Source organism: Ruegeria sp. ABF4_144 (genome assembly GCF_056160045.1).
Window position 1 is genome coordinate 2,913,651 of sequence record NZ_JBSWWK010000001.1, and the last position, 21,877, is coordinate 2,935,527.

22 protein-coding genes are annotated in these 21,877 nt (G+C 58.2%); 6 read left to right on the plus strand and 16 right to left on the minus strand.

What is annotated here, in order from left to right:
- Position 1: 1 nt before the first annotated feature.
- Positions 2-1,429: a cytochrome c oxidase accessory protein CcoG gene (gene ccoG / locus ACXAGD_RS14555; protein WP_475211563.1), complete on the minus strand. Its 1,428-nt coding sequence runs from the start codon at positions 1,427-1,429 to the stop codon at positions 2-4.
- Between the two features lie 101 nt (positions 1,430-1,530).
- The gene (locus ACXAGD_RS14560) at positions 1,531-2,406 is read right to left on the minus strand and encodes a LysR family transcriptional regulator (RefSeq protein ID WP_475211565.1); all 876 of its coding nucleotides are present in this window, start codon (positions 2,404-2,406) and stop codon (positions 1,531-1,533) included.
- Positions 2,407-2,507: 101 nt separating this feature from the next.
- On the opposite strand from ACXAGD_RS14560, the gene ACXAGD_RS14565 reads away from it, so the two are divergent.
- Entirely contained in the window at positions 2,508-2,639 is a 132-nt protein-coding gene (locus tag ACXAGD_RS14565; RefSeq protein ID WP_475211566.1) for a hypothetical protein, read from the plus strand.
- 137 nt (positions 2,640-2,776) lie between these two features.
- Here ACXAGD_RS14565 and ccoP read toward each other — a convergent pair whose 3' ends face one another.
- The 4 genes from ccoP to ccoN are packed head-to-tail and all read right to left on the minus strand — an operon-like array spanning position 2,777 to position 6,190.
- Positions 2,777-3,640 (minus strand): cytochrome-c oxidase, cbb3-type subunit III, encoded by an 864-nt coding sequence (gene ccoP, locus ACXAGD_RS14570; RefSeq protein ID WP_475211567.1) that lies wholly within the window; start codon positions 3,638-3,640, stop codon positions 2,777-2,779.
- A complete protein-coding gene (locus tag ACXAGD_RS14575; RefSeq protein ID WP_475211569.1) occupies positions 3,637-3,828 on the minus strand; it encodes a cbb3-type cytochrome c oxidase subunit 3 in 192 nt (63 codons plus the stop codon). Before ACXAGD_RS14575 ends, ccoP begins: the two co-directional genes overlap by 4 nt.
- Positions 3,829-3,838: 10 nt before the next feature.
- Positions 3,839-4,567 carry a cytochrome-c oxidase, cbb3-type subunit II gene (ccoO, locus tag ACXAGD_RS14580; RefSeq protein WP_475211571.1) on the minus strand — a complete coding sequence of 243 codons (729 nt, stop codon included), beginning with the start codon at positions 4,565-4,567 and terminating at the stop codon, positions 3,839-3,841.
- Positions 4,568-4,582: 15 nt separating this feature from the next.
- On the minus strand, positions 4,583-6,190 hold the full coding sequence (gene ccoN, locus ACXAGD_RS14585; protein ID WP_475211573.1) for a cytochrome-c oxidase, cbb3-type subunit I: 1,608 nt from the start codon (positions 6,188-6,190) through the stop codon (positions 4,583-4,585).
- A gap of 194 nt (positions 6,191-6,384) precedes the next feature.
- Here ccoN and ACXAGD_RS14590 point away from each other — a divergent pair, with 194 nt between their 5' ends.
- Positions 6,385-7,224: a universal stress protein gene (locus ACXAGD_RS14590; RefSeq protein ID WP_475211575.1), complete on the plus strand. Its 840-nt coding sequence runs from the start codon at positions 6,385-6,387 to the stop codon at positions 7,222-7,224.
- 41 nt (positions 7,225-7,265) lie between these two features.
- Here the strand turns inward: ACXAGD_RS14590 and ACXAGD_RS14595 are convergent, their stop codons facing one another.
- Together ACXAGD_RS14595 and fnrL are read right to left on the minus strand one after the other, a co-directional pair.
- Positions 7,266-7,517 carry a GlsB/YeaQ/YmgE family stress response membrane protein gene (locus ACXAGD_RS14595; protein WP_170335624.1) on the minus strand — a complete coding sequence of 84 codons (252 nt, stop codon included), beginning with the start codon at positions 7,515-7,517 and terminating at the stop codon, positions 7,266-7,268.
- A 74-nt stretch (positions 7,518-7,591) separates the two neighbouring features.
- A complete protein-coding gene (fnrL, locus tag ACXAGD_RS14600) occupies positions 7,592-8,335 on the minus strand; it encodes a transcriptional regulator FnrL (protein ID WP_475211577.1) in 744 nt (247 codons plus the stop codon).
- 61 nt (positions 8,336-8,396) lie between these two features.
- On the opposite strand from fnrL, the gene hemN reads away from it, so the two are divergent.
- The 3 genes from hemN (at position 8,397) to ACXAGD_RS14615 (ending at position 12,433) form a co-directional block, all read left to right on the plus strand.
- Positions 8,397-9,752: an oxygen-independent coproporphyrinogen III oxidase gene (hemN, locus tag ACXAGD_RS14605; RefSeq protein WP_475211579.1), complete on the plus strand. Its 1,356-nt coding sequence runs from the start codon at positions 8,397-8,399 to the stop codon at positions 9,750-9,752.
- A gap of 176 nt (positions 9,753-9,928) precedes the next feature.
- On the plus strand, positions 9,929-11,860 hold the full coding sequence (locus tag ACXAGD_RS14610) for an elongation factor G (RefSeq protein WP_475211580.1): 1,932 nt from the start codon (positions 9,929-9,931) through the stop codon (positions 11,858-11,860).
- Positions 11,861-11,953: 93 nt separating this feature from the next.
- Complete coding sequence (locus ACXAGD_RS14615; RefSeq protein ID WP_475211581.1) at positions 11,954-12,433, plus strand: DUF995 domain-containing protein; 480 nt, start codon at positions 11,954-11,956, stop codon at positions 12,431-12,433.
- 28 nt (positions 12,434-12,461) lie between these two features.
- Here the strand turns inward: ACXAGD_RS14615 and ACXAGD_RS14620 are convergent, their stop codons facing one another.
- The 5 genes from ACXAGD_RS14620 to ACXAGD_RS14640 all read right to left on the minus strand — a co-directional run bounded on the left by ACXAGD_RS14620 (position 12,462) and on the right by ACXAGD_RS14640 (position 18,858).
- On the minus strand, positions 12,462-14,039 hold the full coding sequence (locus ACXAGD_RS14620) for an ABC transporter ATP-binding protein (RefSeq protein WP_475211582.1): 1,578 nt from the start codon (positions 14,037-14,039) through the stop codon (positions 12,462-12,464).
- Entirely contained in the window at positions 14,036-15,142 is a 1,107-nt protein-coding gene (locus tag ACXAGD_RS14625; RefSeq protein ID WP_475211583.1) for an ABC transporter permease, read from the minus strand. The genes ACXAGD_RS14620 and ACXAGD_RS14625 overlap by 4 nt, the downstream gene beginning before the upstream one ends.
- Entirely contained in the window at positions 15,143-16,228 is a 1,086-nt protein-coding gene (locus ACXAGD_RS14630; protein WP_475211584.1) for a microcin C ABC transporter permease YejB, read from the minus strand.
- Positions 16,229-16,233: 5 nt separating this feature from the next.
- On the minus strand, positions 16,234-18,174 hold the full coding sequence (locus tag ACXAGD_RS14635) for an extracellular solute-binding protein (protein ID WP_475211585.1): 1,941 nt from the start codon (positions 18,172-18,174) through the stop codon (positions 16,234-16,236).
- Positions 18,175-18,348: 174 nt separating this feature from the next.
- Positions 18,349-18,858 (minus strand): c-type cytochrome, encoded by a 510-nt coding sequence (locus ACXAGD_RS14640; RefSeq protein WP_475211586.1) that lies wholly within the window; start codon positions 18,856-18,858, stop codon positions 18,349-18,351.
- Between the two features lie 120 nt (positions 18,859-18,978).
- On the opposite strand from ACXAGD_RS14640, the gene ACXAGD_RS14645 reads away from it, so the two are divergent.
- Positions 18,979-19,812: a prephenate dehydratase gene (locus tag ACXAGD_RS14645; protein ID WP_475211587.1), complete on the plus strand. Its 834-nt coding sequence runs from the start codon at positions 18,979-18,981 to the stop codon at positions 19,810-19,812.
- A gap of 1 nt (position 19,813) precedes the next feature.
- On the opposite strand, the gene ACXAGD_RS14650 is transcribed toward ACXAGD_RS14645, so the two are convergent.
- The 3 genes from ACXAGD_RS14650 to nudC are packed head-to-tail and all read right to left on the minus strand — an operon-like array spanning position 19,814 to position 21,803.
- Positions 19,814-20,284 (minus strand): N-acetyltransferase family protein, encoded by a 471-nt coding sequence (locus ACXAGD_RS14650; protein ID WP_475211588.1) that lies wholly within the window; start codon positions 20,282-20,284, stop codon positions 19,814-19,816.
- A 30-nt stretch (positions 20,285-20,314) separates the two neighbouring features.
- Complete coding sequence (locus ACXAGD_RS14655) at positions 20,315-20,782, minus strand: SRPBCC family protein (RefSeq protein ID WP_475211589.1); 468 nt, start codon at positions 20,780-20,782, stop codon at positions 20,315-20,317.
- A gap of 40 nt (positions 20,783-20,822) precedes the next feature.
- The gene (nudC, locus tag ACXAGD_RS14660; RefSeq protein WP_475211590.1) at positions 20,823-21,803 is read right to left on the minus strand and encodes an NAD(+) diphosphatase; all 981 of its coding nucleotides are present in this window, start codon (positions 21,801-21,803) and stop codon (positions 20,823-20,825) included.
- Between the last annotated feature and the right edge of the window lie 74 nt (positions 21,804-21,877).

Here is a 21,877-nt window from a genome sequence, read left to right on the forward strand (position 1 = left end):
CTTAGTTTCCTCGTCCATTGAACGTAGTGTCCTTATAGGCACGTTCACCACTTTCAACATCCTCGACCCAAATGCGCACCGGAGTAGTGTCCGCAGCCGAAGGTCCGGTTCCCTTTGCGGAAATGATGTAAACTCGCGTCAATTGTGCCGTATCTGCCGTGACATTAACAGTATTGCCCTCGACACCTTCAATTTGCAGCTGCAGCGCCGGATCACCAGTCAGCGACAGCTCGAACGGTCGATCCTCACCATGTTTGTTGCGCAGACGCACATCATAGGTGTTGCGGATGGTGCCATCGGACAGGGTTACGAAGGTCGGGTTGCGCACTGGTGCCACGGTCAGATCGATGTCGGAACGGATGAACAGCGCAAACAGCAAGCCAAAGCCAACCAGAGACCACAGGGCGGTATACATGATCGTCCGCGGCCGCAGGATATGTTTCCAGACATTCTTGGGCGGTTGGCCCGCACGTTCGCGGGTCTCGTCACTCAGCGCCATGTAGTCGATCAGACCGCGTGGCTTGCCGATCTTGGCCATCATGTCATCACAGGCATCGATACACAGGGCGCAGGTGATACATTCCAGCTGCTGTCCGTCGCGAATATCAATCCCTACAGGGCAAACATTCACACAGGCCATGCAATCGATGCAGTCGCCCAACTCGGAATCCGCTGTCCGCTTACCCTTGCCGCGCGGTTCACCGCGCCATTCGCGGTAGCCAACGACCAGAGTATCCTCGTCCATCATCGCGGCCTGAATACGGGGCCATGGGCAGGCATAGATACAAATCTGCTCGCGAGCGAACCCGCCGAACAGAAAAGTCGTGCCGGTCAGAATCAAAATGGTCGTGTAGGCAACCGGATGGGCGTTGCCGGTGACCAAATCGCGGGCCAGTGTCGGCGCGTCCGCAAAATAGAATACCCAGGCACCGCCAGTAGCCACGCCGATCAACAGCCAAACGGTCCACTTCGTCAAACGCAAGCGGGCCTTGCGGAGATCCAATTTTTCCTGCCGGTGCAAACGCAGACGGGCGTTTCTGTCCCCTTCGATCCAGCGTTCAACCAGAATGTAAAGGTCGGTCCACACGGTCTGCGGGCAAGCATAGCCGCACCAAACGCGCCCAAGAGCCGAGGTGAAAAGAAACAGCCCGAGACCTGCCATAATCAGCAGGCCCGCAACGAAATAAAATTCGTGCGGCCAGATCTCGATCCAGAAGAAGTAAAAGCGACGATTCGCCAAATCCAGCAGTACCGCCTGATCCGGCAAGCTGGGGCCGCGGTCCCACCTGATCCAAGGTGTCAGATAGTAAATCCCCAATGTGACCGCGAGGATGATCCATTTCAGGTTTCTAAAAGGACCGGACACGCGCCGGGGAAAGATGGGCTCCCTAGCAGCATAAAGGCTGGGGGCTGGGTCGGATTCGCTCACGAGCTGGCTCCAGATGTGGCTGTTTTTTAGGCGTCTTGTCCCAGATCACAACGGGCCCCACTTTGACATGGGTCAAAAGCGCATCGCACAGACACCTTTTGTCACATGCGACCAGATTGCCGCCTGAGCCACGTCACAAAAACCTTGACTCCGGGGCGCAGCGGGGCGTCGCTGGTAACTATATGATAGCCCTGTTGGCCGGGTTCGCAAAATAGCTCGACAAGGCGGCCCGCTTTTATGTCCGGCTCGACAAAATGCCGCGCGGTGACAGTAACCCCTTGCCCGGCCCGCAGACCTTCGAGCACGAGGTTTCCCGGTAGCACAATACGCCCTGCGCGGAGGTCGTGTTCGACCCCCCGCTGGGCAAGCCACGAGGTCGCCTCGGTGGTGCCAAGCTCTTCAAGCCAGGGCAGTTGGCTTAGCTCCTCCGGGGTCATTGACGCCCTGCCCTGCAGCAAAGAGGGCGCAGCGACGATCACGATGGGGCTTTGCAGTAAAAGCTCCGACGTCAGGCCGGGCCAGTTCCCATCCCCATAACGGATCGCGACATCTACCCCGCCCGGCCGAAGGCTTACAAGTTCGGGCGACGGGTCCAGCACCAGAGGAACATCGGGATGTTCGAGCTGAAAGGCAGGCAGACGCGGCATCAGCCAAGAAGCCGCAAAAGACGCGGTCAGCGAAATGTGAACCGGTCGATCCTCGGTCAGGTGCAATAGATCAGCCACCGCATCGCCGATGGCGCCAAATCCCAGATGCAGGGCGCGGGCCAGCCTCTCGCCCTCGGGGGTCAGGGTCATGGATTTTCCGCTTCGATCCAATAGTGCTGCACCCAGATGTTTCTCTAACGCGCGCAATTGCTGGCTGATGGCAGCGTGGCTGACATTCAACAAAGTCCCTGCCTGCACCACGTTCCCCGTTTCCGAAAAGGCATGAAAAGCCTTCAGCGACGCTAACGGCGGCATCTTCAACCAATCCATATGTAAATCCTGCTTACACGTTCAATTTTCAATTGAGTCGCATTTCCGCGCCTGCAGATCAATCCTGAACCCAATTTGGAGTCAAACGAAGGAGAGGTCAGATGCTGTCCGTTTTCGCCAAGACCTTCATGGTCGCCACACAAATCGAGGCACTCAACGAACCGAAAAAGCGGTTGAAAGATGATCCATGGTGGAAGGTAAGCTTGCGCGTCACAACTGCACGCCCAAAGTGACAAGTCCTCTGGACCCAGTCGGGGCGGAACACTAGTTTGGAGTTGTAGCACCGGCTGTTCAGGAAACGCGCGAACAGATGGAACAGCCGGTGCCTCAACCTTCGGGCGGCGAACCGTCCGAAGGTATTCCTTAGACCTTACTGACCACCACCAAGCTGGTGAACATAGGCGGTGACGGCGCGGATTTGCGCATCGGTCAGACGGTTTTCCCAAGCGGGCATCACACCAAAGCGGCTATAGGTGACCGTCTCGGTCAGAGCCTCTTGGCTACCGCCATAAAGCCAGATCGCGTCGGTCAGGTTCGGCGCGCCCTGGAAGACATCGCCTTTACCGTCTTCGCCGTGACAGGCCGCACAGTTGTCTTCGAAAACAACTTTGCCCGCCTGCGCCGCCGCATCGTCGGTCTGCGCATTGGTCAGCGACATGACGTACTGAACCACCTGAGTGATCTCTTCCCCTTCGAGAATTTCTCCAAAGGCCGGCATTTCGGAATAGCGTGCATCGTCGCTTTCCTCGTTCCGAATACCGTGGGCTATGGTGTGCTCGATATCTTCGAGCGAACCGCCCCACAGCCAAGCGTCATCCAGCAGGTTCGGAAAGCCGGTTGCTCCCTGTGCACCCGAGCCGTGGCATTGCGCACACCAGGTGCGGAACACAGCGCCGCCCGCGTTCACCGCGTATTGCTGTAGCTCGGCATCGGCCGAGATCTGTTCCAGCGGTGTTTCAACCAGCTTGGCGTTCCAGGGTGCGTTCGCTTCTTCGAAGCTCACCATTTCCTGCTGCACATCCTCACGCGTGGACCAGCCCAGAACACCGGCTGTCGCAGAATGAACCAATGGCCAAGCCGGATACATGATCGTGTAGATCACGCCCCAGAAAATAGTGGCGTAGAAGGTCCACAGCCACCAACGCGGCATCGGGTTGTCGAATTCTTCGATGCCGTCCCAGGTATGTCCGGTTGTGTTTGGATCGCCCGGCAGTTTTTCAGATGGTTTACTCATTGCCGCGCCTCCTTAGATTCAGATTCGGCGGGTTTGTCTTGGTGCCGGAACGGGATATTGGCGGTGTCCTTGTATTCTTTGCTGGCACCGGGTCGGAACACCCAGATGATGATGCCAACAAAGAAGATGAACAGCACAAGCAGCATCCAGCTATCCGCGAACTGCCTTAAAAGAGTATATTCTTCCATCACACCCTCCTTAGCGGCTCGCGTCCGGGGTGAAGGTCGAGAAGTCGACCAGCGTTCCCAGCATCTGCAAATAAGCAACCAGCGCGTCTGCTTCGGTCAGTTCGGGCTGACCGTCGAAGTTGCGCACGCTGACTTTGTCGCCATAGCGTTCCAGCAGCCCGTCATAGTCGCTGTCCGGATCGGCCTGCGCACGGAAGTCCGCCTGCGCGTTGGCCAGCATCTCTTCGGTATAGGGCGTACCCACAACAGCGTTTGCTGCCATGATGTCGCCGATATACTTGCCATCCAGCTTGCGGTGCTCGAGGAAGCCGTATTTCGGCATCACCGATTCCGGAACAACCGACTGCGGATCACGCAGGTGGTCCACATGCCACTGGTCCGAGTAACGGCCACCCACACGCGCCAGATCAGGTCCGGTCCGCTTGGAGCCCCACTGGAACGGGTGGTCATACATCGACTCAGCCGCCAGCGAGTAGTGGCCATAACGTTCAACCTCATCCCGCATCGGGCGGATCATCTGGCTGTGGCAGACATAGCAGCCTTCGCGGATGTAGATCTCACGCCCCGCCATTTCGAGAGGGGTGTACGGGCGCATGCCCTCCACCTTCTCGATTGTGTTCTCAAGGTAGAACAGCGGGGTGATCTGAACCAGGCCACCGATGGTCACGACCAGAAAGCTGAAGATCAGCAGGAGGGTCGCGTTGGTCTCGAGGATCTTATGTTTGTCGAGAATTGCCATAGCTACCGGCCCTCCTTATTCAGCCGGGACCGCGACGGTCAGGCTGGCCTCTTTGGCCGGCGCTTTCCGCACAGTCATCCACAGATTGTAGCACATGATCACAGCACCAGCGACGAACAGGACGCCACCCAGAGCACGCACCACATACATCGGGAACTTGGCCGCCACGGTATCGGCGAACGAGTTCACCAGGAAGCCGTTGGCATCCACTTCGCGCCACATCAGGCCTTCCATGATACCGGTGACCCACATCGACGCGGCGTAGAGCACGATACCGATGGTGGCGAGCCAGAAGTGCCAGCTGACCATCTGCAGCGAGTACAGACGCTCACGCTTCCAAAGGACAGGCACCAGGAAGTACAGCGCACCAAAGGTGATCATGCCGTTCCAGCCCAGCGCGCCCGAGTGCACGTGACCGATGGTCCAGTCGGTGTAATGGCTCAAGGAGTTCACAGCACGGATCGACATCATCGGGCCTTCAAAGGTGGACATGCCGTAGAAGCCGACCGAAATCACCATCATCCGGATAACCGGGTCAGTGCGCAGCTTGTCCCATGCGCCCGACAGGGTCATCAGACCGTTGATCATACCACCCCACGAAGGCATCCAGAGCACGACCGAGAACACCATGCCCAGCGTCGAGGCCCAGTCTGGCAGAGCGGTATAGTGCAGGTGGTGCGGACCAGCCCAGATGTACAGGAAGATAAGCGCCCAGAAGTGGATGATCGACAGCTTGTACGAGAACACAGGACGCTCGGCCTGTTTCGGGATAAAGTAGTACATCATGCCCAGGAAGCCTGCGGTCAGGAAGAAGCCCACAGCGTTGTGGCCGTACCACCACTGGATCATGGCATCCTGAACGCCCGACCAGACGATGACCGACTTCGAACCCCAGATGCTGACCGGGATGGTCATGTTGTTGACCAAGTGCAGCATCGCAACGGTAACGATGAAGGCCAGATAGAACCAGTTCGCCACGTAGATGTGGGGTTCTTTCCGCTTGACCACGGTGCCCAGGAACACGGCCAGATAGGCTACCCAGACAATGGTCAGCCACAGGTCTACATACCATTCGGGTTCGGCGTACTCTTTGGATTGGGTCCCGCCCAGCACGTAACCGGTTGCGGCCAGCACGATGAACAACTGGTAGCCCCAGAATACGAACCACGCCAGGTTGCCACCCCATAGGCGCGCGGCGCTGGTCCGCTGTACGACATAGAACGAGGTCGCGATCAGCGCGTTGCCGCCAAACGCAAAAATCACCGCCGAGGTGTGCAGCGGACGCAAGCGGCCAAAGTTCAGGTAACCCTGCGCCCATTCGAAGTTCAGCGCCGGAAAGGCCAGCTGGAACGCAATGAAGGTCCCCGCCAGGAACCCGACCACGCCCCAAAAGGCGGTTGCGATCACGCCGTAGCGGATGACCCCATCCATGTATTCGCCCGAGCGATCCACGAGAATATCTGGCTCATCGGTGTTTCTAAGCGTCCAGATGAACAAACCAACGGCGATCACCATCACCAGAATTGCGTGCACCTGATACGCCAAATCGCGTGCATAATTGGTTCCGATCGCCGCGAATATCGCGATCAGACCAAGCACGATCAGCTTGATGTAATTTGACATATTGCGTCCCTTTGCCATGCCCCACGCGATTCTTTATATGCCGCGAGGCTTATTTGACTGGCTGCTGTTTTGTCGGACAGAGACCAGAACTGCTTTGATCTGTGTCAAGACAATAGCCCGATTTCTGTGACAATCGTAATCTTGCTGCTGGGTCATCAGGACGCAGCAGGACGCTCCGCAGGCACGAGGTCAAAATGGCGTATAAATCTCTTCTCACCGTCATGACGGACACAAGCCAGAGCGATCCGGCTCTGGCGCAGATGGCTGCACTGGCTTCGGCACAGGACGCGCATGTCGAGGCGCTCTGCCTGGGCGTCGACCGCAGCCAGACAGGTTACTACTACGCGGGCGCCAACGCCTTGATTCTTCAAGAAACATTGAACCGCGCCAATGCCGAAGCCGAGGAAATCCTGACCTACGCCAAGTCCTATCTGGGCAAAACCGACACCCGTTGGTCCGCCGAAAGCGGCGTAGCGCAGATTTCTGATATCGGGCGCCACGTCGCCCACCGCGCACGGTTTTCCGACCTCGTCATCTTACCGCAACCCTATGGCGAAGATCGCGGCGCCGAGGCCGAACCCATCGTCGAAGCTGCAATGTTTGAAGGTCACGCTCCGATTCTGATCACGCCAAATGAAGCCACACCGTTCGCCCAACCCGGCACGATCCTGATCGGCTGGAACGAAAGCGTTGAGGCCATGCGCGCCATTCGTCGCGCTCTGCCCTTCCTGATCGAAGCCGAGCTTGTGCGCATCGTCGTCATCGACCCGCCGCGCCACGGGCCTGATCGCTCGGACCCCGGCGGACTACTTTCACAAATGCTGGCGCGTCACGGCGTGAAATGCGAGATCGACGTGCTCAGCAAAACCATGACCCGCGTGTCCGACATTCTGAACCGGCACGCTGCGGACACCCAAGCGGACATGATCGTGATGGGCGCCTATGGCCATTCGCGGTTCCGCGAAGCCATTCTGGGGGGTGCGACCCGGAACATGCTGGAACAAGCCTCGGTGCCGGTGTTCCTGGCCCACTGAGGTGATCAAGAATGCAAAAGCCGCCTTTAGGGGCGGCTTTACTATCTTTTAATCAGGCCGATCAGGAACAGAAGGATCACCGCGCCAATCGTGGCAAAGAAGATAGAAGAGAACACGCCCCCGCCCACAGCAAATCCCAGCGCCGGAAAGATCAACCCGGCCAGAAACGCACCGACAATGCCGACGATGATATTGCCAATCAGGCCAAATCCGCGGCCTTCCATGATCTTGCCCGACAGCCATCCGGCAACCGCGCCGATGAACAGCATCGCCAGAATGCTACTGAATTCCATGGTTTACTCCTGAGGCTTGCTTCGCTCAGAGCCAGTTAAGCACGGCGCGCGGCCTCAGTCACGCTGCAAGCGTGTCAGACCAGAAACCCGCCATCCGAGTCGTCCCCTGCCTCTTCCATCAGGCGCCCCATGTCCGGGATCGTGACGTGGCGTTTGCCTTCCAGCAGAATGACCTGGTCCTTTTTCAGGGCCGAGATCTGACGACTGACTGTTTCCAACGTCAGGCCAAGGTAATCCGCCATCGCCTCACGGGTCAGGGGCAGATCAAACACAATCGGGCCGGAGTTACCCTTCTGGTGGATCGAGGCGTCGCGACGGGCGATGATTGACAGCAGGCTGGCGATCTTCTCGCGCGCGGTCTTGCGCCCCAGAACCAGCATCCACTCGCGTGCCGCGTCCAGTTCATCCAGCGTCATCTGCAACAGCCGATGTGCGATGTGCGGCGTTGAGCTCATCAGTTCTTCGAAGGGTTTTTTGCGAAAGCAGCACATGACCAGATCCGTTGTTGCCAGCACATCATATGGGGCAGAATCACGTCCCGGCCGACCAACGAAATCGCTGGGTAGCAACAGGCCGACCATCTGCGTGCGCCCGTCCTCCATCGTCTGCGTCAACGATGCGATACCGGACACGACTGAGCCGACAAAGTTCATCTGATCCCCGGACCAGATGATCGTCTGGCCCGCTTCGAAACTGCGGTAATATTTAATGCCTTCAAGCTCTTCCAGCTCGTTCGCATCGCATTGCGCGCACACTGCGCGATGCCGGATAGGGCAATCCTCACAGTTCGTATGGTCGATCTTGAATATCGGTGTCATGCGCGTTTCCACTTGATCTCGGTCAAAGCATATGGCCGGGCCGTCCCTTAAACGTATCGCCATGATAGTGAAACCACAATTGGCAAAGCTTGGACTTTTTGACGCGAAAGTGCCGCGTTATACAAGCTATCCGACCGCTCCCCACTTCAGCAATGATGTGGGGTCAAGTCTTTATAGCGACTGGATTTCCGGCCTTGAACCCGGCAGTTCTGTATCGCTTTATATCCACGTTCCCTTCTGCCGCAGGCTGTGTTGGTTCTGCGCCTGCCGGACGCAGGGCACGCAGACGGACAACCCGGTGATCGCCTACGTGGATGTGCTGAAGGCCGAGCTGGACCTGCTGGCCGAGCGCCTGCCCGAAGGCATCACCTTGTCGCGCCTGCATTGGGGCGGCGGCACACCGACCCTGCTGAACGCCGAATTGATGCGTGATCTGGCGGCGCGGATTCTGGACGTGGTGCCGCTGGGGCCAAATGCCGAGTTCTCGGTTGAGATCGACCCGAACGAGATCGACGAAGCTCGTCTGGACGCACTTGCCGAAGCCGGCATGAACCGCGCCTCGATCGGGGTGCAGGATTTCGACGACGAGATCCAAAAGACTATCGGGCGCATCCAAAGCTATGACACCACCCGCGAAGCCGTGGACATGATCCGCGCGCGGGGGATCACCAGCCTGAACGCTGATATCCTGTATGGCCTGCCGCACCAGACCAAAACCCGGATGACGGAAAGTGTGCAGAAACTGCTGTCGCTCAGCCCGGATCGAGTGGCGCTGTATGGCTATGCGCATGTACCGTGGATGGCCAAGCGGCAACAGCTGATTCCGTCGGATGCCTTGCCCACGCCTGAACAGCGGCTGGACCTGTTCGACACCGCTCGCCGTCTGTTCATGTGGGACAATTACGCAGAGATCGGCATCGACCACTTTGCTACGCAGGATGATGGCTTGACCCATGCGTTGAAGGCTGGCCGGCTCAAGCGGAATTTCCAAGGCTATACTGACGATCAGGCCGATGTTCTGATTGGCGTCGGTGCCAGTTCGATCTCGCGCTTCCCTCAGGGCTATGCGCAGAACGCGCCCGCGACGTCCGCTCATACCAAAGCGATCCGCGAGGGCCGCTTCTCGACTTCGCGCGGGCACCTGTTCAAAGGGCAGGACGTCTTACGTTCGCGACTGATCGAGGCGCTGATGTGCGATTTCCAGATCGACAGCGCTGAAATTCTGCGTGACCACGACATCACAGCCACCGAGCTGCAAAGCATGTATCAGGACGCCAACAGCGCCTTTGACGGTTTGCTGCGCATCACCGAGGACGGGTTGTACGTACCGCACGAAGCGCGCCCGCTGACCCGCATGATAGCCCGCAGCTTTGACGCTTATGATCTAAGTAAAGCCGGCCACAGCTCAGCAATCTGAACCGCCAAGAGGTCAGGGCTTGACGCGACGGGTCGGTTTTTCACACACTTGCAGGGCGGGCGAACGTCTCGCCCGCAACTGAGGCAGGCCGAGTAACAGACAATTGCGCCGACGCATTCGCGTGAGGCTACCCTTTTCGTGCAGTCGATCTGCAATTTGAAAGAGGGACAGCACCTATGCGCGTTTTCACCGTCCTCGGCCCCAGCCAATCGGGCAAAACCACTCTGGTCGAGGCCATAAGCCGCCTCGACGACCGGCCCACAACATTCGACGTTTCCGGAACCGTGCATTTGCACGGTTTTTCTTACTTGAACGAGCCCTGGTGCGCGATCGACGTGGATGGCGGTGGCGACAACCTCGCCTATGTCGGTCCGGCTATGGCAATCTCGGACGCCGCCGTGGTGGTTGTCCCACCTGACCCGAACGCAGCCGTCCTGTGCGCGCCCTACCTGCGGCTGGTCGAAGAGGCTGGCATTCCCTGCTTTCTGTTCATTAACCGCATGGACAATCCGAACGGCCGCATCCGCGACATTATCGCGGCACTTCAGACCTATTGCACCCACCATATCGCCCTACGTCAGGTACCGATCCGTGATGGCGAAACGATCATCGGCGCGGTCGATCTGATCTCGGAACGGGCATGGAAGTATCAAGAGGGGCAACCCTCGGCCCTGATCGAACTGCCGCAATCGGTCGAGGATCGCGAACAGGAAGCCCGCACCGAATTGCTGGAAACCCTTTCGGATTTCGATGATCACCTGCTGGAACAACTGATCGAGGACAAGCAGCCCCCCAGCGACGAGGTTTATGATCTGGCGGCGCAAGTGCTGCAGAACCACCAGTTGATCCCGGCCTGCCTGGGGGCCGCCAGCCACGGCAACGGCCTGACACGCTTGATGAAGGCACTGCGGCATGAGGCTCCAGAATTCGACATTGCGGCCGACCGTGACGAGGCCGCCGAGAATGCCCGCGCCATTGCCGGGTTCGCGGATGTGAAAAAGCATATCGGCAAGATCGTCGTTCTGCGCGGCTTGGGCGATGGCGTCAAAGCGCATGAAAATCTGGGCGGTGAGACAGTCGGCAACCTGACTACGCTGGACGCCAAGACTCAAATCGCCGAATTGCCAGCCGGGCAGATCGGACTGGCGGTGAAATCCGACCACCTGAACCCCGGCAACCTCTATGACAGTACCGAGGCGACACCGCTGCCGGAATGGGCGTCCTCCCATCCTGTGGCCTTCCGCCAAATCGTCTCCCCCGCGCATGAGCGCGACGACGTGCGCCTGTCGAATGCGCTGTCTCGCCTGGTTGAAATCGACCCCGGCCTGCATCTGGAGCAAGACGAACTGAGCGGTCATGCCATTCTGGGCTCGCAGGGGCCGCAGCACATGCGGCGCGTCACCGCCAAGCTGGATGAGGATTTCGGAATCGAGATCGCGACCGAGCAGGTCGAAACAGCCTATCGTGAAACCATTCGCGCACCCGTCGAACATCGCCACCGTCACCGGAAGCAATCCGGTGGCGCGGGGCAGTTTGCAGATGTGGTGATATCTGTCGCGCCGATGCCACGCGGGGCGGGTTTCCAGTTCGAAGAGATCGTCAAGGGCGGCGCGGTGCCCAAGAATTATATCCCCTCGGTCGAACACGGGGCCAAGGACGCACTTGCACAAGGCCCCGAGGGTTTCCCGGTGGTTGATGTGAAAGTAACGCTGAGCGACGGCAAACACCACAACGTGGACAGCTCGGACTATGCCTTCCGCACCGCCGGAAAGAACGCCGTGCGCGAGGCCCTGCCGCAAGCCAAACCGGTGGTCCTGCAACCGATCCTAACCGCCGAGATCCACTTGCCCTCGGACTTCGTGGGCGATCTGGTTCCGACCATCAGTTCTCTGCAGGGTCAGGTACTAGGGTTTGAAGGCAACCCCAACGCGTCGGGCTGGGAAATTTTCAACGCCCAGCTGCCTGCCGTGGCAGAGGATGAGTTGCACCGCACCCTCGCCAGCGCCACGCGCGGCACCGGTTGGGTCAAGCTGAGCTTTGATCACTACGAAGAGCTACGCGGGCCGGTACCGAAATCCGTTTCCCGCGAAACGGCAAACGCACACTGACATTTTCAGAATTCCTCTGATCGGCCTCGCCGGTCAGAGGGCATCCGGGACAACGTCCCACTTTTTAGAAAGAGTTAGAGAGGAGTCTTTGTTATGGGATATTCAAAAGCCATCCTGAGCACGGCCGCCGCAGTATCCTTAGTACTGCTTGCCAGTGAAGGCCTTGCCAAAGGTAAACCCAAGGGCGCATCGGCGACTGATCCCCAGCAAATTGCACAGTTGTTTTCAGGGAAAACGTCAAACTGGAGCCGCGGCAGCAAATTTTATTGGGCTCCCAACGGCGTCATGCATGGCGTTGGCAAAAGTGGCGACTCCATCGGTATCGGCAAATGGTACGTCACCAACAAAGGAAAACTGTGCAACGAGACGACGTGGTATTGGCCTGAGAACGGTCAAACAAAGTCAGAGTTGTACAACGAGTGCTGGGAGTTCGTAACAGCACCGGACGGAACTATTTGGGAACGTTACCTTCCGGAGAAATCAGATTGGTACCAGCATAAGTACGAAAAACAGGTCAAAGGCGACACCCAGAAAAGCAAATTCAACAAGATCAAAAAAGATCTGGGGCTGTGATCTCTGGCCGGGCGGGTAACTACCCGCCCTACCCTGCCGCTGCAATCAGTTCGCGCGTGTAGTCGGTTTGGGCGTTTTCGAACAAGTCCTCGGCCGTGCCCATTTCAACAACATCGCCGTTTCGCATGACGATCACCTTGTGGGACATGGCGCGCACGACCTTTAGATCGTGACTGATGAACAGGTAGGCCAACCCGTATTTCCGCTGCAGATCGCGCAGCAGATCAACGATCTGCACTTGCACCGTCATGTCCAGCGCGCTGGTCGGTTCATCCAAAACCAGCAATTTGGGCCGCAGCACCATGGCGCGTGCAATCGCGATGCGCTGGCGCTGACCGCCTGAAAACTCGTGCGGGTAGCGGTCCATCGCCTCAGGGTCTAGGCCCACCTCGGTCATCACCTCGGCTACCAATTCACGTGGGGCACGGTGGGGGTCAACCTTATGGATCGCCAACCCCTCGGCAATGATCTGCTGGCAGGTCATCCGCGGGCTGAGGCTGCCGAACGGGTCCTGAAAAACGATCTGCATGTCCTTGCGCAGCCGCCGCAGCTGACGCGTGGACCAGCGGCGCACGTCCTGATCGCGGAAGGTAATCCCGCCCTCAGACGCAATCAGTCGCATGATCGCCAAAGCCAGCGTCGTCTTGCCTGAGCCACTTTCGCCAACGATGCCCAACGTCTCGCCCGCACGAACGTTCAGCGTGGCGTCGTTCACGGCCTTCACATAGCCCACTGTCCGTTTCAGAAATCCACGCTGGATCGGGAACCACACCTTCAGGTGCTCCGTCCGGGCGACCTCTTCGGCGTCTGGCGCGACCGGATCAGGATGGCCCGAGGGCTCGGCCCCCAGAAGTTTGCGCGTATAGGGGTGCTGAGGATTGTTGAAAATCTCGGCTGTTTCGCCGGTTTCGACGATCTCACCATCTTTCATCACACAGACCCTGTCAGCGATACGTCGCACGATGCCAAGGTCATGGGTGATGAACAGCATCCCCATATTCTCAGCTTTCTGCAGTTCGGCCAGCAGTTCCAAAATCTGCGCCTGAATAGTTACATCCAGCGCGGTTGTCGGCTCGTCCGCGATCAGAATGTCCGGCTTATTGGCCAGCGCCATCGCGATCATCACCCGCTGCCGCTGCCCGCCGGACAGTTGGTGCGGATAGCTGTCCAACCGGTCGCGCGGATCACGGATGCCGACCTTGGTCAGCAACTCGACAATCCGCTCGCGCGCCGCGTCGCCGGTCAATCCCTGGTGCAGGGCAAGTGACTCGGCCATCTGCTTCTGGATCGTGTGCAAAGGGTTGAGCGAGGTCATCGGCTCCTGAAAGATGAAACTGATATCGTTGCCACGCACATCCATCAGCTTGTCTTGCGAGGCGCCAATCATCTCGTCGCCATCGTACTTCACCGATCCCTCAACAATGGCGCTGTCGCCGAGCAATGACACGGTGGACAAAGCTGTGACGGACTTACCCGAGCCGGATTCGCCCACCAAGGCCACGGTTTCCCCCCGATCAACGGTAAAGGACACGCCCTTGACCGCCGCACTCACCTGCCCATCCTGCCGGAACGAGACCTTGAGGTTGTTCACATCCAAAAGGCTCATGAGAAGGTCTTTCTCGGATCAAACGCATCGCGGACGCCTTCGAAGATGAAGACCAGCAGCGACAGCATGATGGCAAAGGTGAAGAATGCGGTGAAGGCCAGCCAGGGTGCCTGCAGGTTCTGTTTTGCCTGCAAGGTCATCTCTCCAAGCGACGGGGCCGAGGATGGCAGACCGAAGCCGAGGAAGTCCAATGAGGCCAGGCCACCGATGGTCCCCGTTACGATGAACGGCATGAAGGTCAGCGTCGCGACCATCGCATTCGGCAGCATGTGGCGGAACATGATGGTCATGTTGCCGACGCCCAGCGCCCGCGCGGCACGTACATATTCAAGGTTCCGCGCCCGCAGAAACTCGGCCCGCACAACGCCCACCAGACCGGTCCAGCCAAACAGGATCATCAAGGCCACCAGCAGCCAGAAACTTCGCCCCAGAATGGCGAACATGATGATGATCACATAAAGCGACGGCGTGGCCGACCAGATTTCGATGATGCGCTGGAACACGAGATCCAGCCAGCCGCCAAAGAAGCCCTGAATGGCCCCCGCGAAGACGCCGATTACACTGGCCACCCCCGTGACGACGAGGGTGAACATTATAGACAGACGGAAACCGTAGATCACCCGCGCCAGAACGTCGCGTTTGGTGTCATCTGTGCCAAGCAGGTTCTGCCCGTTGGGCGGCAGAGGTGCAGCCCCCGGCCGATCCACACTGGTGTTGAAGGAATACGGGATCAGCGGCCAGATCGACCAGCCACGTTCAAACCCTTCGGCCTGATAGGTCCCGGCCTTGATCTCATCAATGATGCCTTCGGGATCGTCGAAACATTGTTCAAGCCCTCCGCTGTCGATCAGGCACTGAACCTCGGGGTCGCGATATATCGCTTCGGTCTGAAAGTCGCCGCCGAACTCGGTTTCCGGATAGAAGTTGAAGATCGGTGTATAGAACTCACCCCGGTATTTCACCAGGATAGGTTTGTCGTTGGCGATGAACTCGGCAAACAGTGATAGGCCGAACAGCACCGAAAAAATGATCAGTGACCAGAACGCCCGGCCATTACGGCGGAAATTGCGCCAGCGGCGCTGGTTGAGTGGGGACAGTGCCATTTACCCCTCCCGCTTTTCGAAATCGATGCGCGGGTCGACCAGCACATACATCAGGTCGCTGATGATGCCGACGACTAGGCTCATCAGGCCAAAGATAAACAGCGTTCCGAAAATCACCGGGTAATCGCGCGCCACGGCGGCCTCGAATCCCAGTCGACCCAGACCGTCCAGCGAGAAGATGGTTTCGATGATGATCGATCCGCTGAAAAACACTCCGATAAACACAGCTGGGAAGCCCGCAATGACGATTAGCATAGCGTTGCGGAAGACGTGCCCATACAACACCTTCTGCTCGCTCAAACCCTTGGCACGGGCGGTCATCACGTACTGCTTTTTGATCTCATCCAGAAACGAGTTCTTGGTCAGCAGCGTCAGCGTCGCAAAGGCGGAAATCGTCAGGGCGATGACCGGCAGGGTGATGTGCCAGAAATAGTCGGCGATCTTGCCAAGCAGGCTGAGGCTCTCCCAATTGTCCGAGGTCAGCCCGCGCAGCGGGAAGATCTGCCAATAGGAGCCACCGGCGAACAGCACCAACAGAAGAATTGCAAACAGGAAGCCCGGAATGGCATAGGCCACGATGATGGTGCCGCTGGTCCAGGTGTCGAAACGCGATCCGTCCTTGACCGCCTTGCGGATACCCAGCGGGATCGACACCAGATAAGCAATCAGCGTCGACCACAAACCCAGCGAGATCGACACCGGCATCTTTTCCAGCACCAGATCGATCACGCTGATCGAGCGGAAATAACTCTCACCGAAATCCAGCGTCAGGTAGTTGCCCATCATCGTGAGAAACCGCTCGACCGGAGGTTTGTCGAAGCCAAACTCTTTTTCGAGCTCTTCGATAAACTCCTTCGGCAAACCGCGGGCGCCGATATACTCGCTGTCGGACCCAAAGGTTTCCTCGGCCGGGGCGCCTTCGCCACCGGCAAAGCCTGCGAACACGTCCCCTTCGCCCTGCATCTGAGCCAGTATCTGCTCGATCGGCCCCCCCGGCACAAATTGCACCAGGGTGAAGTTCACGATCATGATTCCAAGTAGCGTCGGTATGACCAGCAATAGCCGGCGAAGAATATACGCGCCCAATTCGGTTACCTCACCGCGCCTGCAGCCTTCAGTTTCTGGTACTTCTCTTCATTAAACCACCAGAAGTCAAACTGCCCGACGGCCAAGGGCGGCAACTCTTCGGGATGTTCAAACATGTCGTAATACGCGACCCAGGTTTCCGCCACATAACCGGTCGGGACCTGAATGCGGAGGTAACGCAGCACCCGATCCAACGATTTGAGCGCGGCGATCTCCTCTTCGCGCGACTTCGTTGCAAGGGCCCCATCAATGATCGCGTCCACAAGCGGCTCTTGCAGAGATTGTGGATTGTACGACGACACCACCGCGGTTTCAGACCCAAAGAACTGTTTGAGCCCGGTGCCCGCCTCCAGGAAGGTCTGATTGCGGAAAAAGATCATATCGAAATCTTTGTCGTAGTAGCGCTGAATCCACTGCGCGCTGTCGGTTTTTTCGACTGTCACCGCAACGCCAAAGCTTTCCAGGCTTGCAGCATAGGTCGTCACGATAGCCTCAGCAGTATCCGAGGAGGACGCGTTCAGCATTATGGTGACCTCAAGCGGCTGTCCTTCGGCATTCTGAAGCTTGCCGTTGCTGGATACCGTCCACCCCGCCTCTTCAAACAGTTTGAGCGCTGTGCGCTTGTTGCGGCGATCAACCGTGCGACTGGCGTTCGATGTATGGGCCCGCACAGCTTCTTGCGTGTAAATCTCTTCTGGCACCAGGTCACCCAGAGACCGCAAGAACGCCGTTTCCTGCTCATCCGGCAATCCATCTGCGGCGACCTCAGAGTTTTCAGCAAAGGAATGGCGCTGTTCCGTCAGCCCAAATTGCAGAGACTCAGATGTCCATTCGAAATTGAACGCCAGCCCAAGCGCTTCGCGGACCTTGATGTTGTCAAAAGGTGCGCGCTGCATGTTGAAGATGAAACCTGATGGCGATGGCGGCAGCATCACCGGAATGCTCTCACGTTTTACATATCCGTTCTGAACCGCCGGGAAATCATATCCGGTCGCCCATTTCTTGGTGCTTCCTTCGGTACGGAAGTTGTAGATCCCCGCCTTGAACGCTTCGAACTCTGCCGCGTCATCCGCGAAGTATTCGACCCGAACGGTTTCAAAGTTGTGCCGGCCAACGTTGATCGGCAGGTGCCAACCCCAATAGTCAGGGTTGCGGCGATAGACGATAAAGCGGTTGATCTCATAGTCATCAAGGACATAGGGACCACTGCCCATAGGCGTGACTAGGCTTTGCTTATCCAGCCTCTCACCCGTTTTTTCGTACCATTCTTTCGAGAAAACAGGTGTACCGCCAACCTGCGAAATTAGGGATCGGCGCGAGATTCCGTCAACAAAATTATACTTGATCGTATAGTCGTCGATAATCTCGTACCCCTTGATGCGCTGCTTGACGCCGCGCGCATAGCTACGGATACCCTGTTCCAGGAAAAGGTCATGCGTAAACGCAGCGTCATGCGCGGTCAGCGGCGTTCCGTCGGCAAACCGTGCCTCGGGACGCATGTAGAAAACACACCACTCTTTGGTGCTGGGGTATTCGACCGCTTCAGCCAGCAAACCATAGGCTTCGGTAATGGAATCTGCCGGAGACGCGGAACCGAAGGGGCTGTCACCAAACATGGACTCTGCTATCAATCCCGAATAGCGACCAGCCTTACCCTGCCAGTTGAACCGGTTCATTCCGTCAAAGGTTCCGCGTGAAGCAACCGATATCTCACCACCCACCGGGGCATTCGGGTTCACATAGTCGAAATGCTTGAAGTCCGGCGGGTACTTTAGATCGCCAAAGAAGGAGTACCCATGCGCACGGATGATCTCAGGTTCTGCCGCGCCTGCTGCGAACCCGGGCACCGGAGCAAGCGTTGACGTCAGAAGGCCGCCGCCCAGCATTTGCAACGTGGTTCTGCGGTTAATTTGGAACCCAGAGCCCGAAACACTTTTTTTCGCCATGGCTGCCTCTCCTGATTATCCGGTCTGTCTATATCTCGCGCGCGCCAGCTAAATGACCAGCACTGTCAGGTTCAAGTTTAGATTGCGTGAACGCTTTGTGAAGATGTCGTTAGGCAAAAATAAAGCCGCTGCGCGGGGCAGCGGCTTTGAAACTCAGTGCGGTTGATCACAGGATCAGTTGCCGATGGTCTGCAGATAAGCAATCAGATCGGCGCGGTCCTGCGGCTTTTTCAGGCCCGCAAAGCTCATGGATGTGCCCGAGATATAGGCGCTGGGACGTGTCAGGAACGCGTCCAGAGCTTCGGGTGTCCAGTTGCCGCCATGCGCCTGCATCGACGCCGAATAGCCTGTGAAACCTTTGGCCGAAGCAACGGGACGATCCACAATTGCGTACAGGTAAGGGCCAGTGCCGTTGGCGCCGTCTTCCAGCTTGTGGCAGGCGGTGCACTTACGGAAAACCTTGGCACCTTTGTCCGGGTCGGCGGCGGCCAGCATATCTTCGAATACCACCTCTTCACCGTCTGCGCTTTCACCCGCGCTTTCGGTTTCGATGATGTAAGAAGCCGTCTCACCGTGCCCATCGGCATGATAAAGCACCTCGGCACCCCATTTGGCCAGAAGCAGCACCAGAAAGGTGCCAAACAGGCCTGCAGCGGCCTTGGTAACTGTCATCGTGTCGAACATTGATCGCTTGTCCATTTCAGCTGTCTGCGCAGGTGTCTAAGGCTTCCCATGTCGAGAGGCAAGGTATAGACACCGCGACTAAACGCCCAATTCAAGAACTTGTTGCACGGAATCGACCATATGACAAAACGTATCGCATTTCAGGGAGAACCCGGCGCCTATAGCCACGAGGCCTGCCGCAATGCGCGCCCCGATATGGAGGCCCTGCCCTGCCGTACGTTCGAAGATGTGATCGAATCGGTTCGGTCCGGCGAAGCGGATCTGGCGATGCTGCCGGTCGAGAACACGACCTACGGCCGGGTAGCGGATATTCACCGTCTTTTGCCGCACAGCGGACTGCATATCATTGATGAAGCCTTCGTGCGCGTGCACATCAACCTGCTGGCCGTGCCCGGGGCAACTTTGGCCGATGTTACCGAGGCTCATTCCCATCTGGTTCTGCTGCCGCAATGCGCCGGCTTCCTGAAGGAACACAACATCCGAGGCCGCGTCAGCCCCGACAACGCCCGCGCCGCGCGTGAGGTCTCGGAACAAGGCGACCTGCATTCCGCCGCGCTGGCCAGTGAGTTGGCCGGGGAAATCTATGGCCTGAACGTACTGGCCCGCCATATCGAAGATCAGGACAACAACACCACGCGCTTTCTTGTCATGTCCCGCCAGTCGGACCTGTCCCGGCGCGGACCGCATGGCATGATCACCAGCTTCGTATTTCAGGTGCGCAACATCCCGGCGGCGCTTTACAAGGCGCTGGGGGGCTTTGCCACCAACGGCATCAACATGACCAAGCTGGAAAGTTATATGGTCGATGGCTCATTCACTGCGACCCAGTTTTATGCCGATATCGTCGGCCACCCGGATGACCGAAACGTCCAACTGGCCATGGACGAGCTGGAACACTTCACCACCAATGTCGAGATTTTGGGCGTCTATCCGGCAGCACATCCGCGCGGCTAGGTTATCGCACCGAATACTTTTTGGAAACGGCACCGGCCAGCTGCCTGTAGTCGACAAAGCCCATCGCGTGATAGTAGGCCAGCCCTTCGGCGTTGTCGGCTGCAATCGTCGCATCGATCGCCGGAACCCCTGACGCGCGCGCAGCGACCAGTGATTGAGCAAACAAGCCCCGACCAACGCCAAGACGGGCTGCTGTGGGCCGGATATGTGTGCCTATGACAGCCCAACCCACGGTCACTTCGTAGGGATTGTTTTCCTGTGCTTTTATGAGCGATTGAAACCCCAACAGCCTGTTGTTTGCATCCACGGCGACAGTGCATCGGATCTTGTCGGGATGGGCCACGTATTGCGCTCTGGCAAATCCGACGTCGCTTGGCCTGGTTCTTTTGCCGGCTGCCGCTATGTCCTGCAAGACGTCGGAAATACCCTCAGCGTCTTCTGCTATGACCGTGCGAAAAACAACATTGCTCATTCGTAGTCCCCACCAATCAGTCCGGACGGCCTATGTGCCATGCAGGTGACGCTCTTCGATTTCGCGGGCGAACTCATTCAGCCGCAACTGAAACTGCCGTCGGAACCGCGCCTGACCCAAACGCAACGATTGCAGCAACAGCCGCGCAGGCAAAGATCTGGCAGCAAGAGACATGTCAATGCTCAGACGGGTGCGGCGCTGGGACAGAGCAAGGAATTCAATGATTGTCACCCCGTTCATACCCTTGCTGATGGCATCGAAGCGCAAAAGAGAGGGCGGATCGCATTCCGCCATTTCAATCGAGATTTGGCGAGGCTTGCCGCGCAGCTTGAACTCAGTTTCCCACTGCGTACCCGGCACCACGCCCATATGGCCCGACAGGCGTCGCACTTCGATCCCGCGGCGCATCGCCAGACGCTCGAACCGCTCAAAATCAGCGACCATCTCAAACACCGCGTTGATGGGGGCTTCGATATCTTCGCGCGCTGTAAACTGCATGACGGGTCGTGGTTCTCTTTAGCTTGTGGCCTAGTATCTGTCAGTCGAGCGTATCCGCAAGCCAGTTTTGCAGCAGGAAATGCGCGATAGCCCCCTTGCGGGCTGGCAACAGCTTTGGATGCTCTCCGGCAAAGGCCTGCATCATCTCGGGCTTGCTGACCCACATCGCATCCTCGATTTCCACCGGGTCGATGGTGATCTCGCGCGACAGCGCTTCACCCGCACAGCCAAACATCAATGAGGCCGGAAACGGCCAGGGTTGGCTCGACAGGTAACTTACCGCGCCGACCGGCACACCTGCCTCCTCCATCACCTCGCGTCGAACAGCGGCCTCAAGCGTTTCACCGGGCTCAACAAAACCGGCCAGCAGGGAATACATCCCCTCGGGCCATCCCGGAGATCGCCCGATCAGTACTGAATCTCCGTTTGTAATCAACATGATCACAACCGGGTCAGTACGCGGGAAGTGCTGCCCGCCGCAGGATGGACAACTGCGCTGCCATCCGGCTTGTGATATCTCGCTGGCAGCACCGCAACGGGCGCAGAACCGGTGGGTTTCGTGCCATCCGATCACTGCCTTAGCCGCCGCGGACAGCTCTGCATCGCGCGCCGAGAGGCGGGTCATGACCCGGCGCAACTCAGCAAAGACATGGCCTTGGGGCAGTTCGGGATGTTGCTGCTCGGTCCGATCAACAAACGCCCCCAACTGGGACATGTCCTGGCCTTCGGGGGACCAGTTCGAGATATCGAGCGCGAAAACCGGCGATCCATCCGAAAGGCCCAGAAAAATGGATTCCTCAACAATACCACCCGGACCGTTTGCCACCAGATCATGCGCCATGGGGATCAGACCCAGCCGATCCAGGCCCTCTCCCTGAACCAGCGGCTTGCCTCGCCACATCAGCAGGCATGACGCCTGCGGATGGGCCCTCATCTGCGCAAGCTGATCCGCATCCCCCCGGATATGTGCAGCACGATCCAGGCCGGAGCCGCCAAACGTCACTAGTTCCGCGTGTTTCATGAGTGTTCCTTTGGGTCGTCGACACAGGGCTGCCACGGCTGCGGCAGCGTTGCAATGGCAATTCCAGAAACCCG